The organism is Kitasatospora sp. NPDC093102 (genome assembly GCF_040683915.1).
GTDB lineage: Bacteria > Actinomycetota > Actinomycetes > Streptomycetales > Streptomycetaceae > Kitasatospora.
This window is the reverse complement of sequence record NZ_JBFBFA010000003.1, coordinates 77,824-93,374: the sequence shown is the minus strand read 5'-3', so window position 1 is coordinate 93,374 and position 15,551 is coordinate 77,824. Positions and strand designations below refer to the sequence as shown.

The 15,551-nt window shown below is 74.6% G+C and carries 10 protein-coding genes and 1 pseudogene; 3 read left to right on the top strand and 8 right to left on the bottom strand.

The annotated features are described in order from the left end of the window. Positions 1–230: 230 nt before the first annotated feature. Complete coding sequence (gene typA, locus AB0O11_RS06100; RefSeq protein WP_224279967.1) at positions 231–2,135, bottom strand: translational GTPase TypA; 1,905 nt, start codon at positions 2,133–2,135, stop codon at positions 231–233. A 257-nt stretch (positions 2,136–2,392) separates the two neighbouring features. On the opposite strand from typA, the gene AB0O11_RS06095 reads away from it, so the two are divergent. Further along, positions 2,393–2,563, top strand: coding sequence for a hypothetical protein (locus AB0O11_RS06095; RefSeq protein ID WP_363382267.1), 171 nt, complete (start codon positions 2,393–2,395; stop codon positions 2,561–2,563). Then, entirely contained in the window at positions 2,560–3,273 is a 714-nt protein-coding gene (locus tag AB0O11_RS06090; RefSeq protein WP_363382264.1) for an alpha/beta hydrolase, read from the top strand. Before AB0O11_RS06095 ends, AB0O11_RS06090 begins: the two co-directional genes overlap by 4 nt. Here the strand turns inward: AB0O11_RS06090 and AB0O11_RS06085 are convergent. The 7 genes from AB0O11_RS06085 to AB0O11_RS06055 all read right to left on the bottom strand — a co-directional run bounded on the left by AB0O11_RS06085 (position 3,270) and on the right by AB0O11_RS06055 (position 14,186). Next, the gene (locus tag AB0O11_RS06085) at positions 3,270–5,081 is read right to left on the bottom strand and encodes an ABC transporter family substrate-binding protein (protein ID WP_363382261.1); all 1,812 of its coding nucleotides are present in this window, start codon (positions 5,079–5,081) and stop codon (positions 3,270–3,272) included. The two genes, AB0O11_RS06090 and AB0O11_RS06085, sit on opposite strands and share 4 nt — an antisense overlap. 91 nt (positions 5,082–5,172) lie before the next feature. After that, positions 5,173–7,605: a SpoIIE family protein phosphatase gene (locus AB0O11_RS06080; RefSeq protein ID WP_363382953.1), complete on the bottom strand. Its 2,433-nt coding sequence runs from the start codon at positions 7,603–7,605 to the stop codon at positions 5,173–5,175. 396 nt (positions 7,606–8,001) lie between these two features. Next, the gene (locus AB0O11_RS06075) at positions 8,002–10,749 is read right to left on the bottom strand and encodes a SpoIIE family protein phosphatase (protein ID WP_363382258.1); all 2,748 of its coding nucleotides are present in this window, start codon (positions 10,747–10,749) and stop codon (positions 8,002–8,004) included. Between the two features lie 139 nt (positions 10,750–10,888). After that, positions 10,889–11,386, bottom strand: a complete 498-nt coding sequence (locus AB0O11_RS06070) for an NUDIX domain-containing protein (protein WP_363382256.1) — start codon at positions 11,384–11,386, stop codon at positions 10,889–10,891. Positions 11,387–11,403: 17 nt separating this feature from the next. Continuing rightward, complete coding sequence (locus AB0O11_RS06065; RefSeq protein WP_363382253.1) at positions 11,404–11,595, bottom strand: SPOR domain-containing protein; 192 nt, start codon at positions 11,593–11,595, stop codon at positions 11,404–11,406. A gap of 166 nt (positions 11,596–11,761) precedes the next feature. Next, a complete protein-coding gene (locus tag AB0O11_RS06060; RefSeq protein WP_363382251.1) occupies positions 11,762–13,219 on the bottom strand; it encodes a DUF4190 domain-containing protein in 1,458 nt (485 codons plus the stop codon). Positions 13,220–13,367: 148 nt separating this feature from the next. Further along, positions 13,368–14,186 carry a methyltransferase domain-containing protein gene (locus tag AB0O11_RS06055; protein ID WP_363382248.1) on the bottom strand — a complete coding sequence of 273 codons (819 nt, stop codon included), beginning with the start codon at positions 14,184–14,186 and terminating at the stop codon, positions 13,368–13,370. 163 nt (positions 14,187–14,349) lie between these two features. Between AB0O11_RS06055 and AB0O11_RS06050 the strand changes: the two are divergent. Continuing rightward, positions 14,350–15,491 (top strand): annotated as a pseudogene (locus AB0O11_RS06050) (dihydrofolate reductase family protein). Positions 15,492–15,551 lie beyond the last annotated feature (60 nt).

Here is a 15,551-nt window from a genome sequence, read left to right as displayed (position 1 = left end):
GTCGGTAAGTTTCGAAAACCGGACATTTGAGACATAGCCAGACAGGCACCAAACGGACAGTCGTCACGGATGACGAACTGTCGCGTCCGCTCATCGGACACCCGGGTGTGATGAGCGCTATTCCGTTAATAGCGGCCCCGACAACTTGGAGTAGTTGAAAAAGTTCGCCCCCCTTCCCATGGGAAAGGGGGGCGAATCATTCCGGCCAATGGCCGTTCAGTGCGTCCGGATCACGCCTTCTTGGCGCGCGAGGCGGTGCGTCCGCGGTCCTTCTGGTCAAGGACGACCTTACGGATGCGAACCGTCTCCGGGGTCACCTCGATGCACTCGTCCTCGCGGCAGAACTCCAGCGACTGCTCCAGCGAGAGCTTGCGCGGCGGGACGATCGACTCGGCCACGTCGGCGGTCGAGGACCGCATGTTGGTGAGCTTCTTCTCCTTGGTGATGTTCACGTCCATGTCGTCGGAACGCGAGTTCTCACCGACGATCATGCCCTCGTACACCTCGGTGCCCGGCTCGCAGAAGAGCACGCCGCGCTCCTGGAGGTTGGTCATCGCGAAGGCGGTCACCACACCGGCCCGGTCGGCGACCAGCGAGCCGTTGTTGCGGGTGGTCAGGGTGCCGAACCACGGCTCGTGGCCCTCGTGGATCGAGTGGGCGATGCCGGTGCCGCGGGTGTTGGTGAGGAACTCGGTCCGGAAGCCGATCAGACCGCGGGACGGCACGACGAACTCCATCCGGACCCAGCCCGAACCGTGGTTGGACATGTTGTCCATCCGGCCCTTGCGGATGCCCATGAGCTGCGTGACCGCGCCCATGTGCTCCTCGGGCACGTCCACCGTGAGGCGCTCGACCGGCTCGTGGGTCTTGCCGTTGACCTCCTTGGTGACCACCTGCGGCTTGCCGACCGTCAGCTCGAAGCCCTCGCGGCGCATGGTCTCGATCAGGATGGCCAGCGCCAGCTCACCACGGCCCTGCACCTCCCAGGCGTCCGGGCGCTCGGTGTCCAGCACGCGCAGCGAGACGTTACCGATCAGCTCGCGGTCCAGGCGGTCCTTCACCTGGCGGGCGGTGACCTTGCGGTCCACCTTGGCGCCGGACTTGGCGTCCGCGCCCTTGCCGGAGCCGCCACGGCCGACCAGCGGCGAGGTGTTGGTGCCGATGGTCATCGAGATGGCCGGCTCGTCCACCGTGATCAGCGGCAGCGCGACCGGGTTCTCCGGGTCGGCCAGGGTCTCACCGATCATGATGTCGGAGATGCCGGCGACGGCGCAGATGTCACCGGGGCCCGCCACCTCGGCCGGCTTGCGGGTGAGCGCCTCGGTCATCAGCAGCTCGGAGATGCGGACGTTCGAGATGCTGCCGTCGCGCTTGATCCAGGCCACGGTCTGGCCCTTGCGCAGCTCGCCCTGCTCGACGCGCAGCAGCGCGATGCGGCCGAGGAAGTTGTCGGCGTCCAGGTTGGTGACGTGGGCCTGGAGCGGGGCGTCCTCGTCGTAGCTGGGGGCCGGGACGTGCTCCAGCAGGGTGGAGAAGAACGGCTCCAGGTTGGTGCTGTCGGCCGGGACGGTGCCGTTCTCCGGCTTGGTCAGCGAGGCGACGCCGTCACGGGCGCAGGCGTAGACGATCGGGAACTCGATCTGGTCCTCGTCCGCGTCCAGGTCCAGGAACAGGTCGTAGGTCTCGTTGATGACCTCGTCGATCCGGGAGTCCGGACGGTCGGTCTTGTTGATGCAGAGGATGACGGGCAGACGGGCCGACAGCGCCTTGCGGAGCACGAAGCGGGTCTGCGGCAGCGGACCCTCGGAGGCGTCGACCAGCAGGACGACCGCGTCCACCATCGACAGACCACGCTCGACCTCGCCACCGAAGTCGGCGTGGCCCGGGGTGTCGATGATGTTGATGGTGATCGGCGCGCCGCCGTCCTTGGGGTGGTACTTGACCGCGGTGTTCTTCGCGAGAATGGTGATGCCCTTCTCGCGCTCCAGGTCGTTGGAGTCCATCATCCGGTCGTCGAGCTGCTGGTGGGCGGCGAAGGCGCCGGCCTGCTTGAGCATGGCGTCGACCAGCGTGGTCTTGCCGTGGTCGACGTGGGCGACGATGGCGACGTTACGGATGTCGTTGCGCGTGGGCATGCCTTGCGGATTCTCCCGGAATCGTGGGTTGCGGCGCCCGGCTGCGTGACGCGCACTTGCGATCCCTGTCGATCGCCGCCGCCCGTTCCGCCTGCTACTACCGGTCCACCCGCCGGGCACATGGCCATGCCGCGGCTTCCTCCTATCGTACGGGGAAGGGCCGAGGTGGGCGGAAACGAGCCGGTCCGGCGGGATCAAGATCACAGGTGGGTCACACCCACTTCACCCGGCGGCCGGGTTCCGACACCCTTCCGTTCGTGATCCGACACGTCTGCTCCCGCCGGCCGGCCCTGGCCGGCCGTTCGCCCGCCGCCACCCTCATGTCCGACGGGCGCCCGGCCCGGGCCCGCGAGGAATGCCCCGAGCCGGCCAGGACCGCCGGCGCCGGACGCCTGCCGGAGCCGGTGCCCGCGGCGGTGGCCCGGTGAGCGTGCCGATCGTCCTGGTGCACGGCACCCGGTTCAGTGCGGGGCAGTGGAGCCCGCAGCTGGCCGCGCTGCGGGAGGAGTTCCCGGTGGTGGCCGTCGACCTGCCCGGGCACGGCGCCAGGCGCGGCGAACCGTGGAGCCTGACGGCCGCCTGCGCGGCCGTCGCGGCGGGGGTCGAGGAGCTGGACGGCGGGCCCGCCCTGGTGGTCGGGCACTCGCTGGGCGGGTACGTCGCACTGGAGTTCGCCCTCCGCATGCCCGAGCGGCTGCGCGGGCTGGTCCTCGCGGGCGCGAGCGCCGACACCCGGGGGCGCTGGGCGGTCCCCTACCGGGCGGTCGGCGCGCTGGTGCCGCGCGTCCCGGCCGAGCGGCTGTCCCGGTGGAACGACGGGCTGCTGCGCCGGCTCTACCCGCCGGAGGTGGTCGCGGCGACGATCCGCACCGGGTACGGCTTCGAGGCCCTGCCCGCCGCCTGGGCCTCGGTGCTCGGCCGCTTCGAACCGGTCGTCCTGCGCCGGGTCGAGGCCCCGGTGCTGATCCTGAACGGGGAGAAGGACACCGCCTTCCGCTCCGGAGAGCGGGCCTTCGCCGCCGCCCACCCGCACGGGCGGGCCCGGATCGAGCTGGTTCCCCGGGCCCGGCACCTCGCCAACTTCGACGCCCCGGAGGCCTTCACCGACGCCGTGCGCCGCTTCGCCCGGGAGCTCTAGCCGCTCCAGCCCACGTCCTGGAAGCGCGGCCACCCGAACCCGTACGCGCCCGCGCCGACCAACCCGGTCCGGACCCCGACCAGCTCCGGCCGCTGGTAGAGCGGCACCGAGTGCCCGAGCTGCCAGATCCGTACGTCCGCCTCCTGGAGCATGTCCAGCCGGGCCGCCGGGTCGAGCTCGGCGGACGCCCGGTCGAACAGCCGGTCGATCTCCTCGGTACCGCTGCGGCCGTAGTTGGTGCCGGGGTTGACGGTGCCGTCGGCGTTCGGCCGGGGCTTGGCGTACGCGGGACGCTGCTCGGACGCCGAGCCGGGGCTGGCCGGCCAGGAGAAGAGCGCGAGGTCGAAGTCCCCCGCCGCGAGGTGGTCCTTGACGAAGGTCTCGGCGGACGCGGTCACCGTCTGCACCGCGACGCCCTGCTCGGCGAGGTTCGCGGTGAGCGCGTCGGCGGTGCGCTTGGCGGTCGCGGAGCCGGCCGGGACCAGCAGACTCAGCGCCAGTTCCTTCCCCTCCTTCGCCCGGGTGCCGCCGCCGGCGGGCCGCTTCCAGCCGGCGTCGTCGAACAGCCCGGCGGCATCGGCGGGGCCGACGGACCCGCTGTTGTCGCGGTACCCGTCCTGGTCCCCGGCGAGCAGGTGGCTGCCGAGCGGGGCGGGCACGAGGCCGAGCGGGGTGAGGGCGGCGTCGGCGATCCGCCGCCGGTCGACGGCCCGGCCGAGCGCGAGCCGCAGCGCCGGGTCGGAGAGCGGGCCCCGCGCGGCGTTCACCGTGAGCTGGGTGAGCGAGGGCGCGGCAGCCCGGTGCACGGTGACGTTCGGCAGCGACTCGGCCCGCTTCAGGGCGAGCGCCGCCACCTCGGGCGCGGCGGCGGGCGGTGCCGCTGCCGCGGACGGGCTGCCGGACGGTGCGGAGGGGCTGCCGGACGGCGCGGCCTGCACCGCCTGGTCCACCGCCGCGGTGAGCGGGGCGATGTCCAGCTGGTCCTGGTCGAGGTCGTCGAGCCGCTGCTCGGGCGGCGTCGCGAGGAAGTCGATCCGGTCGATCTTCGGCCGGTCACCCCACCAGCGCGGGTTGCGTCCGACCGTCACCCGCCCGCCCTCGTCGTTGTACTGGGACACCGTGTACGGCCCCGCGGTCAGGTGCGCCCCGCCGACCAGCGGCTGGTTGAACGAGGCGGCCGTGGCGGTCTCGGCGGCCGGGTAGAGCGGCCCGAACAGGGACTGCCACTCGGCGTACGGCCGCCGGAAGGTGACCCGGATCTCGCGCGGGTCGGCGCCCTCGGCGATCGTGTCGATGGCGTCGTACCCGGCCGGGTGCTCGCCCCCGTAGGCCCGGTCCCGGCCGGCGAGGGCGGTCCGCTGGGCGGTGAAGTCGGCGACGGAGAGCGGGGTGCCGTCGCTCCAGACGGCTTGCGGGTTGAGCCGGTAGGTCACCACCTGCGGCTCCTGCCCGGGCGGGGTGGACTCCGCGCCGACCAGGTAGTCCGGGTCGGGGACGGGCCGCCCGCGCTCGTCGCGACGGAACAGCGACGGGTAGAGGGCGTGCGCGAGCAGTGCCGAATCGGCCGTCGCGGCGGGCTGATAGACGTTGAGCGTGGCGGGCACCCGGTCGACGGCCCACCGCAGCACCCCGCCGTCCTCGACGGCGTCACGGTCGGCGGGCTGGACGTCCCCGGTGGTGCTGGTGGGGTCGGCCGAGGCCGGTACGGGCTCTGGGGTACGGGCCGGGGCCGGGCTGTCGGAGCAGCCGCCGAGACCGGCGACGAGCAGCAGCACGGAGGCTGCGGCGGTGAGCTGGCGGACGCGCATGGCGGCCATCGAACGCCGCCGTGGGCACCCGGCACGGGCCGACACGGCGGGCGGCCGGGTGACTGCACCCGACCGGCCCACTGCGGAACGGCTACAGCGCCAGCTCGAACCAGACGATCTTGCCCTTGGGCGTGCGCCGACTGCCCCAGCGTTCGGCCAGCAGACTGACCAGTTGCAGGCCGCGCCCGCCCTCGTCGGTCTCCTGGGCGCGCCTCTGCCGGGGCTGCGCGTAGCCGTCGTCCCAGACCTCGCAGACCAGGCTGCGTTCGCGCAGCAGCCGCAGCCGGATCTCGCCCCGCCCGTGCTTGAGCGCGTTGGTGACCAGCTCGCTGACCAGCAGCTCGGTGGTGTCGACCAGCTCCTCCAGCCCTCGGGAGAGCAGCCAGCTGCACGCCAGCTCGCGGGCCTTGGCCACCGAGGTGGGCTCGGGCGGCAGGAACCAGTTGCCGACGGCGTCGTCGGGGAAGGCGTGCACCTTGGCCATCAGCAGGGCGATGTCGTCCTCGCCGTGGTGCGGGTTGAGCTCGCCGAGCACGTGGTCGCAGAGGTCCTCCAGCCCCTTGCCCCCGTCGGAGAGCGCGGAGCGGAAGGCCCGCAGGCCCTCGTCCAGCTGGTGCTTGCGGCTCTCCACCAGGCCATCGGTGTAGAGGGCGAGCACGGCGCCGTCCGGGAGGTCCATCTCGACCTCCTCGAAGGGCTCGCCGCCGACGCCGAGCGGCAGGCCGGGCGGCACGTCGAGCATCCGGGCGCCCTCGCCGGGGCTGAGCAGAACGGGTGGCAGGTGGCCGGCGTTGGCGAAGATGCAGCGGCGGGTGACGGCGTCGTAGACCGCGTAGACGCAGGTGGCCAGGTAGACCTCCCGGGCCTCCTCGTCGGCCGTCGAGGTGAGCCGCCCGTACGGGGTGGGCGGGCCGGCCGGCACCGAGTCGTCGCCGAGGCCGCGGGCGATCTCGTCCAGGGCGCCGAGCACCTCGGCGGGGTCGAGGTCGAGCATCGCCAGGGTGCGGACGGCGGTCCGCAGCTGGCCCATGGCGACGGCGGCGCGCAGGCCGCGGCCCATCACGTCGCCGATGACCAGCGCGGTGCGGTTGCCGGGCAGCGGGATGACGTCGAACCAGTCGCCGCCGACCTCGGTGTTGTTGTTGCTGGGCAGGTAGCGGCAGGCGATCTCCAGACCGCTGGCGGCCGGGTTGCCCGGGGGCAGCAGGCTGCGCTGGAGGATCAGCGCCCGCTCGTGCTCGCGCCGGTAGAGCCGGGCGTTGTCGATGCAGACGGCGGCGCGGGCGACCAGTTCCTCGGCGATCGCGACGTCGCGGGCGTCGAAGGGCTCGCTGCCGATCGCCCGGGAGAGCTGGACGAGGCCGAGCACCTGGTCGCGGGCGACCAGCGGGACGATCAGGGTGGAGCGCAGCAGTGGGTCGGGCCCGGGATCGGGAACGACGCTGCGGCCGGTGCGCAGCGCCCGGGCGTGCGGGGAGCGGCGCGGGTAGCAGAGGGTGCCGCCGGCCTCGGCGATCGGCAGGCCGGTGACCGAGCCGAGCACCGAGGAGGCGCCGCCGACCACGCTGGAGACGGCGACCCGGCGCAGTTCGCCGCTGCCGTCGGTGAGCACGGTGTCGCCGAGCCGGCCGGCGCTGGGCACGGTCTCGCCGGAGAGCAGCGCGGTGTAGAGGTCGACGGTGGCGAGGTCGCAGAACGGCGGGACGACGACGTCCAGCAGTTCCTTGGCGGTGGTCTCCAGGTCGAGCGTGGAGCCGATGTGCGCGCTGGCCTCGTTGAGCAGGGCCAGGTTGCGGCGCACGCCGTCGGCCTCGCGCTCGGCGACGTGCCGGCTGGTGACGTCGGAGACCTGCCCGGCCACGCCCATGGTCTGCCCGGCGGAGCCGTTCAGGCGGTACAGCGAGACGGCCCAGAGCCGGTTGCCCTCGCGGGTCGGTACGGCGCCGTGGAAGCGCAGGTCGAAGACGGGCTCGCCGGTGGCCAGGACCTTGCGCAGGGCGGCGGTGAGCCGGTCGGCCTCGGACGGCGGGAAGAGGTCGTACGGGGTGAGGCCCTCCAGGTCGGTGGGGACCAGGCCCATGCCGGAGGCGAAGGCGTCGTTGACCCGCTGCAGCCGCAGCCGGTCGTCGAACAGCACGAAGCCGGTGGGCGTCTGCCCGAACACGGCCTCGGAGGCGGCCAGGTCGGTCTCGATCCGGCGCAGCCGCCCGAGGTCGACGGCCAGGCAGGTGGCGCCCGCGGTGGGCAGGGCGCTGTCGGGCATCAGGTAGAGCTCGGCGAGGCCCTCGCCGCCGTCGGCGGCCCGGTACGGGGTGGTGCCGACCCACTCCTCGCCGGCCAGGGTGCGCTCCAGCCGGGCCCGGCCGCGCCGCCAGAGCTCGCGGGGGACGAAGGTGGTGATCGGGTCGGCGCCGACCGCCTCGGCGGCCGGGACGCCGAAGAACCCGGCGGCGCGCTCGCTCCACTGGCTGATCCGCCCGTCGGGGCCGATCGCGAAGGTGGCGACCCGGATGTAGTCGTAGATCGAGCCGGGGTCGCCGGCGCCCCACGCCCGGTCCCCGGGAACGGGGCGGTGGCCGCGGCCGGTGACCGCCCCGTCCGGTACGGGCGGGTGCACGGAGCCGGCCTGCCCGGGTACAGCGGCATGACGGCTGCTGCTCGGCGACGCGCTCCGCGCCGGAGTGCTGTTCAACGGACCGACCCCTCCAACCCGCGACCGTCCGGATGTCGAGAAGACCGAGTATTCATCATCGAGGGGTGCGTTCACACGCCCTCAACATCACAACATCAGATCGGGCGAAGGTTTTTGTCCTACCGCCCGCGCAACCACAATGCCACGCTCGCGCCCCCTTCCGGAGCGCGCGCTCCCCCTGAGCTCCCGATGGCACAGGCGGCACCGCTCCCCTGCTGTTCGCTCCGCTCACGATCCGTCGGGCTCACTACCCGGCAGAGCCTGCTCGAACCAGACCACCTTGCCGATGCCCTCGGCCCGGGCACCCCAGTGCAGTGCCAGCAGGTGGACCAGCTCCAGACCGCGCCCGCCCTCGTCGGCCTCGGCCGCGTGCCGCTCCCGGGGCGGGTCGGGCAGCGGGTCGGAGATCTCGACCAGCAGCGTCTCACCAAGCGTCAGCCGCACCCCGATGGGGGCGCTGGCGTACCGGACGGCGTTCGTGACCAGCTCGCTGACCAGCAGCTCGGCGGTGTCGGTGAGCTCCTCGACGCCCCACTCGACGAGCGTGGCGCGGACCAGCCGGCGGGCCCGGGAGACCGCGGTGGGCTCGGCCGGCAGGGTCCAGCCCGCCGTCGGGGTGCCGGCCTGGCCGTGGCCGAGCCGGGCCAGCAGCAGCGCGACGTCGTCCGGTTCCCGGCCCTGCTCCATGGTGTCCAGCACCGCCTCGCAGGCGGCCTGGATGGAGGCGTACGGCTCCTGGAGCACGGTGATCAGCCGGCCGAGGCCGACGTCCAGGTCCTTGTCCCGGGACTCGACCAGGCCGTCGGTGCACAGCGCCAGCAGGCTGCCCTCGGGGATCTTCAGTTCGACCGATTCGAACGGAACTCCGCCGACGCCGAGCGGGGCGCCGGAGGGCAGGTCGAGGATGCGGCCGGCGCCGCCGGGCAGCGGGCCGCCGTTGTGGGTCGGCTCCGCGACGTCCTCTCCCGGCACCACCAGCACCGGCGGGATGTGCCCGGCCTTGGCGACGGTGAGCCGGGCCGTCGCCGGGTCGAAGACCGCGTAGACGCAGGTGGCCAGCAACGCCTCGTCCGGGCCTTGGGCGAGGTCGTCGGCCAGCTCGTGGACGTGCCGCAGCAGGACGTCCGGCGGCAGGTCGAGGGCGGCCAGCACCCGGACGGCGGTGCGCAGCCGTCCCATGGTGGCGGCGGCCCGCAGGCCGTGGCCCATCACGTCGCCGACCACCAGCGCAGTGCGGTCGCCGGGCAGCGGGATGACGTCGAACCAGTCGCCGCCGACCTCGGTGCCGCTGCTGCCGGGCACGTACCGGTAGGCGACCTCGACGCCGGTGGGCTGCGGGACCTGCTGCGGGAGCAGGGTGCGCTGGAGGGTGAGCGCGGCGGTGCGCTCCCGGGCGTAGAGGCGGGCGTTGTCCAGCGAGCTGCCGGCCCGGTCGGCGAGCTCGACGGTGAAGGCCAGGTCGTCCCGGTCGAAGCCCTCGCGGTAGCCGGCCCGGCTGACCAGCAGCAGGCCGATCACGATGCCGCGGGCGCGCAGCGGCACGACCAGCATCGAGTGCACGCCGAGGTCCCGGGCGGCCTGCGTCTTCGGGTCACCGGGGTAGGTGACGTCGTCCAGCTGTTCGGCGCCGGACAGCAGCTCGGGCACGCCGGTGCGCAGCACCCGGCCGCAGACGGAGTCCTCGGCGAAGGTGATCCGGGCGCCGCGGCGCAGCATCACCTCCACCTCGGGGCCGTCCTGCACGGAGGCGGTGCCGAGCTGGAGCAGCGAGGTGCGCCGGTCGTGGCCGTGCCGGGGCAGGTCGTCGCCGTGCGCGACGGCCTGGAGCAGGATCACCGCCGAGTGGTCGGACAGCCGGGGGACGACCGAGCCGGCCAGCTCCTGGGCGATCCGGGAGGCGTCCAGCAGGTCGCCGACCCGGGAGCCGAACTCGTTGAGCAGCGAGAGCCGGCGCCGGGCGTGCTCGACCTTGGCGACCGCCCGGTAGCGCTCGGTCACGTCCATCACGGTGCCGGAGATGCCGAGCACCCGGCCGGAGCGGTCGGTCATCCGGCTGTAGGAGATCGAGCGGTAGCCGGCCCGGGTGGTGACCGGGGAGGCCAGGGTGACGTCGATGACCGGCTCTCCGGTGGCCAGCACCTGGCGCTGGATGGCGGTGATCTCGTCGGCGGTCCGCTCCGGCAGGGTCTCGCCGGTGGTGCGGCCGACGTGGTCGTCCAGGGTGATGCCGTTCATCTCGGCGAGGGTCTGGTTGACGGCGGTGTAGCGCAGGTCGGTGTCCATGATGGCGATGCCCAGCGGGGACTGCTCGAACAGCGCGTCGCGCACCGCGAGGTCCCGCTCGACGGCCCGGACGGCGGCTGCCTCGGCCATGTTGACCTGGAGGAACGGGGTGCCGTCGCCGTCCACCAGGAGGGAGATCCGGGCGTCCACGGCGACCGGTGCGCCGTCCCGGTCGCGCAGCTCGGCGTGGCCGGCCCAGCGGCCGTGCCGCAGGGTGTCCTGGATCGCGGCCCGGATCCGGGCGACCTGCTCGCGGTCGGGGATCAGCTCGTCGATCCGGCGGCCGACCAGCAGCTCGTTCGGCCAGCCGAGCAGTTCCTCGGCGGCCGGGCTCCAGAGCACCACCCGGCCCGCGGTGTCCAGGATCGCGATGGCGACCTTGAGCATGTTCAGCAGGCTGCCCTCTCCGGGCGCACCGCGGCCGCCCGGGGCGTCGGCCGGCCCGCCGGGGAACGGCAGGCCGGGGCGGCTGCGCAGGCCGGCCCGGACGCCCGGCTCGGCCACCGCCAGCGTCGGCGCCGGCTGGTCGGGCCGCGCGGCGGCGGGGGCCTCGACGGTGCCGCCGCGACGGCGGCCGGCCGGCGGTTGGGGGGCGGCCGGACGGGCGGCGCGGCGCAGTCGGGCGCGGGCGGCGGCGCTTCCCGCGGAGCCTGCCCGCCGCTCTCCCCCGCCGCCGTTCCCGGTACTCGACACCGACGGGGCCTCCGGCTCTGGTCGGGATCGGCGTCGCCTGCTGGGGACGACTCACCGATAGTGACGAATAGTGCCGAAAAGCGACATACCCAGCAGCGTCCAGGCTATCCCGGCCCCGGGGTCGTCTTGTCCGATTGACCTACCCGGCGGAGGGCGCGTCGCCCGCCGCCGACGCGCCGTCCGCGGCCGCCGTCCCGCCCTCCGCGAGCAGCCGGGCGACGTGCGGCAGCACGTCTCGGTCGTGGTCGATCCAGTCCACGGCGTCCAGCTCGTCCGGGCCCAGCCAGCGCAGCGCGTCGTGGTCCTTGAGTGCGCGCGGCTCGCCGGCCAGCAACTCCGCGGCCCAGAAGCGCAGCTCCAAGCCGGGGCGCACGGCCCACGCGCCCGGCAGCCGGGTCAGCGCGCGCGCCCGGACGCCGAGCTCCTCCAGCAGTTCCCGCTCCAGCGCCTGGGCCTCGGTCTCCCCGGGCTCGGTCTTCCCGCCGGGGAACTCCCACCGGCCGGCCACCGCCTCGGGCGCGCTGCGCCGGGCGGCGAGCACCCGGCCGCGGTGGACCAGCGCACCGCCGACCACGATCCGGGGGGCGGCGGGGGTGTCAGGTGCGTCGGGGGTGGGGCCGGCGTGGGTCGCGTCCATGGCCCGACCCTACGGCCTCAGGCGTTCCGGACCGTCCCGTCCACGGCTTCCGGCCGGGCCACCCCGTCCGCTTCGACCCAGTACATCTGCTTGTGCCCGCGGGCCTCGAACTCGGCGGCCAGCCGCCGGGCCCCGGCCCGGTCGAGGCCCTTGGCGACCAGGAAGCGGTTGCCGTTGTCGTCCTGCCGCATCACCCGGTAGGCGCCCATGGCGGGAGCGTATCGGGAGCTCCGGCGGCTGTCGCGCTCCGGGCCGGACGGGCTGGTCCCCGGCTCGCGTGGGGGTCGGGCCGGGGACGTGCCCACGACCGTACGGCCGGCGGGTTACCGGCAGGTACGGGCGCGGTCAACGGCCGGTAACCGGGTGCGCGGCCGCTCAGACCCGCAGATCGGGCGCCTGCTCACCGGTGGACAGGTCCAGCCCGCGGCGGATCTCCATGACCATCGGCGCCGTCCTGGCCACCAGGGCCCTGGCCCGGCGGACGTCACCCGCCACGTCGCTGCCGGAGGCCGCGGCGTCCCAGGCGGCGGCCGCCTGGGACTGGGCCTCGGCCAGCTTGGCGATCTTCGGCTGGACGTCGGCCGGCCAGGGCACCGACGGCACGCCCAGCACTGCCGCCTCGGTCCGGGAGGCGACGGCCATCCGCCGGGCCCAGGCCCGGTACTCGGCCTCGGCCCCGGAGACGTCCCCGTCCGGCGGGTCCAGGTAGACGTCGTTGAAGCTCCGGACGGCCTCCAGGTAGGCCAGCTGGGGTGCGGTCAGGCGGCTCCGGTCGGTGCGGACCGTTCCCCGGTGCCGGTCGTCGCGGTCCTCGAAGGCGCAGGTGACGTACCGTGCGCCGGACGCCCAGTTCTTCGCGGTCGGGTAGAGGTAGACGTCGTCCATGCCGTCCGGGACGGCCCACTGGTCGAGCGCGTAGCCGTCCAGCACCGTGCGGCAGAGCCGGTCGGCCGACTGGCGGACCTCGTTCTCGCCCGGGTAGGGGCCGTTGCCGTCCGGGAGTTCGGCGGTGCCCGCCACCTCGCCGTGGTGCGGCTCGGCGCAGGCCACCCGGTGCACCCAGTACACCGTCTCGTCGCCGTCCCCGCCCACGGTGGAACCGCCCTCGGGGGAGTCGTAGCAGTCGCCGGCCTTGAGGGCGGACCAGTGCACCGAGCCGGCCGGCGCCTTCGGGGCTTGGCCGTAGCGACCGGCCCGCGCCGAGCTGAAGTCGGCCGCGCCGAGCGCGAGCGACAGCAGCACCGTGCCGATCGTGCCGAGCACCAGGCCGGTCACCGCGATCCCGGAGCCGCGCTCCTTGCGGCGGTTGATCTGGACCAGCGCGAGGATGCCGAACACCAGGGCCACCGGGGCCACCAGAAGCAGGCCGGTGACCAGGGAGGCGACGGCGAAGCCGTTGGTGGGGGCGGGTCCGGGGACGAACCCGGGAACGAACCCGGGAACGAATCCGGGGGCGGCGGCCGGGGCCGGGGCGTACGGGTGGCCGGGCTGGAAGCCGGACTGGGCGGAGGGGGTGACGGAGGCCCAGCCGCCGGCGGGCAGCGGGTGCGGCGGCTGGGGCGGGGCGGCCGACGGCGGGACGGCCTGCGGGGCCGTGGCGGCGGGCGGACCGGCGGAGAGGTCGGGGGCGGCCCAGGGGTCGGCGGGGGTGGGCGGGGCGGGCTCGGCGGTGTCCTTGCGGAAGCCCACCCGGGGGTCCTGGCCGACCGCCGGCGTCTGCGCCGGGTCCGTACCCGTGTCCGCCTTCGTACCCGCGTCCGCCTCCGCGCCGACCCCCGCAGCCGCGGACGACTCCGGCCCCGGGGCGGGCAGCTCGGACTCAGGCTTGGACACGTGGACTCCCCCAACCCGCCGGAACGGGCATCGGCTCGGCGCTCGGCACCATGGCTCGGACCCGAACGGACCCGATCTGAACGGTCGCGCGACTTTACCCGATCTTTCCGAACACCTGCCCGCCCGGCCCGGCCCGCCCTCCGCCGGCTCAGCCGCGGGCCAGGACCTCGCCGTGCAGCATCGAGAACCAGCCGTCCCCGGCGGCGCTCCACTCCCGCCAGCCGTCCGCGATCCGCCCCAGCTCGCCCCGGTCCGCGAAGCCCAGCTCGACCGCCGTCCGGCCCAGCGCGGTGCCCGTGACCCGGTCCGCCCACATCCCGCCCCACCAGGCGCGCTGCTCGGGCGTCGCGTACGTCCAGGTGGTGGCGCTCGCGGTGACCTCGGTGAAGCCGGCCGCGCGGGCCCAGGACAGCAGCCGCCGTCCGGCGTCCGGCTCGCCGCCGTTGGCGCGGGCGGTCCGCCGGTACAGCTCCAGCCACCGGTCCAGCGCGGGCACCTCCGGGAACCAGGTCATCGAGGCGTAGTCGACGTCCCGGACCGCGACCACGCCGCCCGGCGCCGTCACCCGCCGCAGCTCGCGCAGCGCGGCCACCGGGTCGGCCACGTGCTGGAGCACCTGATGGGCGTGCACCACGTCGAACTCGCCGTCCCGGTACGGCAGTCGGTGCACGTCGGCGCGCTCGAACACGACATGGGACAGGCCCCGCCCGGCGGCGTACCCGGCGGCCTGCTCCAGCACCTCGGCCGAGGTGTCCACCGCGACCACCCGCCCCTGCGGGCCGACCAGCCCGGCCAGGTCCGCGGTGATCGTGCCGGGCCCGCAGCCGACGTCCAACAGGGCCTGCCCGGGCCTCAGTTCGGGCAGCAGGTAGCCGGCCGAGTCGGCGGCCGTGCGGGAGCGGTGCGAGCGCAGCACGGCCTCCTGATGGCCGTGGGTGTAGACGGCGGCGGGCTGCGGTCCGGTCATGAGGTCCCCCTGGGCGTGGTCGGCGCGGTGCTCCGCGATGCCCCCGACGCTACTCGCCGTCCCGTATCCCGAGAAGATACGTCTCACATTCCGACCAGAGCGGACCCGGGCCGCACCCGGCCGCCGTACCGTGGAGGCGCCCCCGACAGAACGGTCCCCGCCCATGCCCGGCCCGCGCCCCTACGTCCTGCTGAGCGCAGCCGTCTCGCTCGACGGCCACCTCGACGACGCTTCCCCCGACCGGCTGCTGCTCTCCAACGCCGCCGACTTCGACCGGGTCGACGAGGAGCGCGCCGCCGCCGACGCGATCCTGGTCGGCGGCAACACGCTGCGCGCCGACAACCCCCGGCTGCTGGTCAACGATCCCGGACGCCGCACCGCCCGGCTGGCGGCCGGCCGGCCCGAGTACCCACTGAAGGTGACGCTCAGCGCGAGCGGCGAACTCGACGCCGGCCTGCGGTTCTGGCACACCGGCGGCGAAAGACTCGCCTACACCACGGACGCCGGCGCGGCGGTGCTGCGCCCCCGGCTGGACGGGCTGGCCGAGGTGGTCGCACTGGGCGGCGCGGTGGACCTCGGGGCGGTGCTGGACGACCTGGGCGCCCGCGGGGTGCGCCGACTGATGGTCGAGGGCGGCGGGGGCGTGCACACCCAGTTCCTGGCCGGGGGCCTGGCGGACGAGCTCCACCTGGCCGTCGCCCCGCTGCTGGTCGGCCAGGCCGAGGCGCCCCGGTTCGTCCGCCCGGCCGCGTTCCCGGGCGGCCCGGCCCGGCGGATGCGGCTGCTGGAGGCACGTACCGTGGGCGACGTCGTCCTGCTCAGGTACGCCCCGAAGGAGCCCGCGCCGTGACTCAGCCCGCGTCCACCGACCTCGACCACCTGCGCCGGGCCGTCGAACTCTCCCGCCGCTGCCCGCCCTCCGAGACGGCCTTCTCGGTCGGCGCGGTGATCGTCGGCGCCGACGGCGCGGTGCTGGCGGAGGGCTACAGCCGGGAGGCGGACCCGCACGACCACGCCGAGGAGGCGGCCCTGGCCAAGCTCCCGGCGGGCGACCCGCGGCTGCGCGGGGCGACCGTCTACAGCTCGCTGGAGCCCTGCGGGCAGCGCGCCTCACGGCCGGTGCCGTGCGCCCGGCTGCTCGTCGCGGCGGGCGTGCCGCGGGTGGTGGTCGCCTGGCGCGAGCCGGACCTGTTCGTCACCGACTGCCAGGGCACCGCGCTGCTGGCGGCGGCCGGGGTCGAAGTGGTGGAGCTGTCGGAGCCGGCCGAGGAGGCCCGCGCGGTCAACGCCCACCTGCTCGGCTGATCTTTTGTATCATTAAGAAACAAAGAGCTCGCCTTCTCCGGCTCGCCCGCCGCCGCACTC

Coding starts and splice junctions, on each gene's coding strand:
- AB0O11_RS06085 (WP_363382261.1), bottom strand. CDS start 5,081: ATGCGCGTCCGCCAGCTCACCGCCGCAGCCTCCGTGCTGCTGCTCGTC.
- typA (WP_224279967.1), bottom strand. CDS start 2,135: ATGCCCACGCGCAACGACATCCGTAACGTCGCCATCGTCGCCCACGTC.
- AB0O11_RS06070 (WP_363382256.1), bottom strand. CDS start 11,386: ATGGACGCGACCCACGCCGGCCCCACCCCCGACGCACCTGACACCCCC.
- AB0O11_RS06055 (WP_363382248.1), bottom strand. CDS start 14,186: ATGACCGGACCGCAGCCCGCCGCCGTCTACACCCACGGCCATCAGGAG.
- AB0O11_RS06065 (WP_363382253.1), bottom strand. CDS start 11,595: ATGGGCGCCTACCGGGTGATGCGGCAGGACGACAACGGCAACCGCTTC.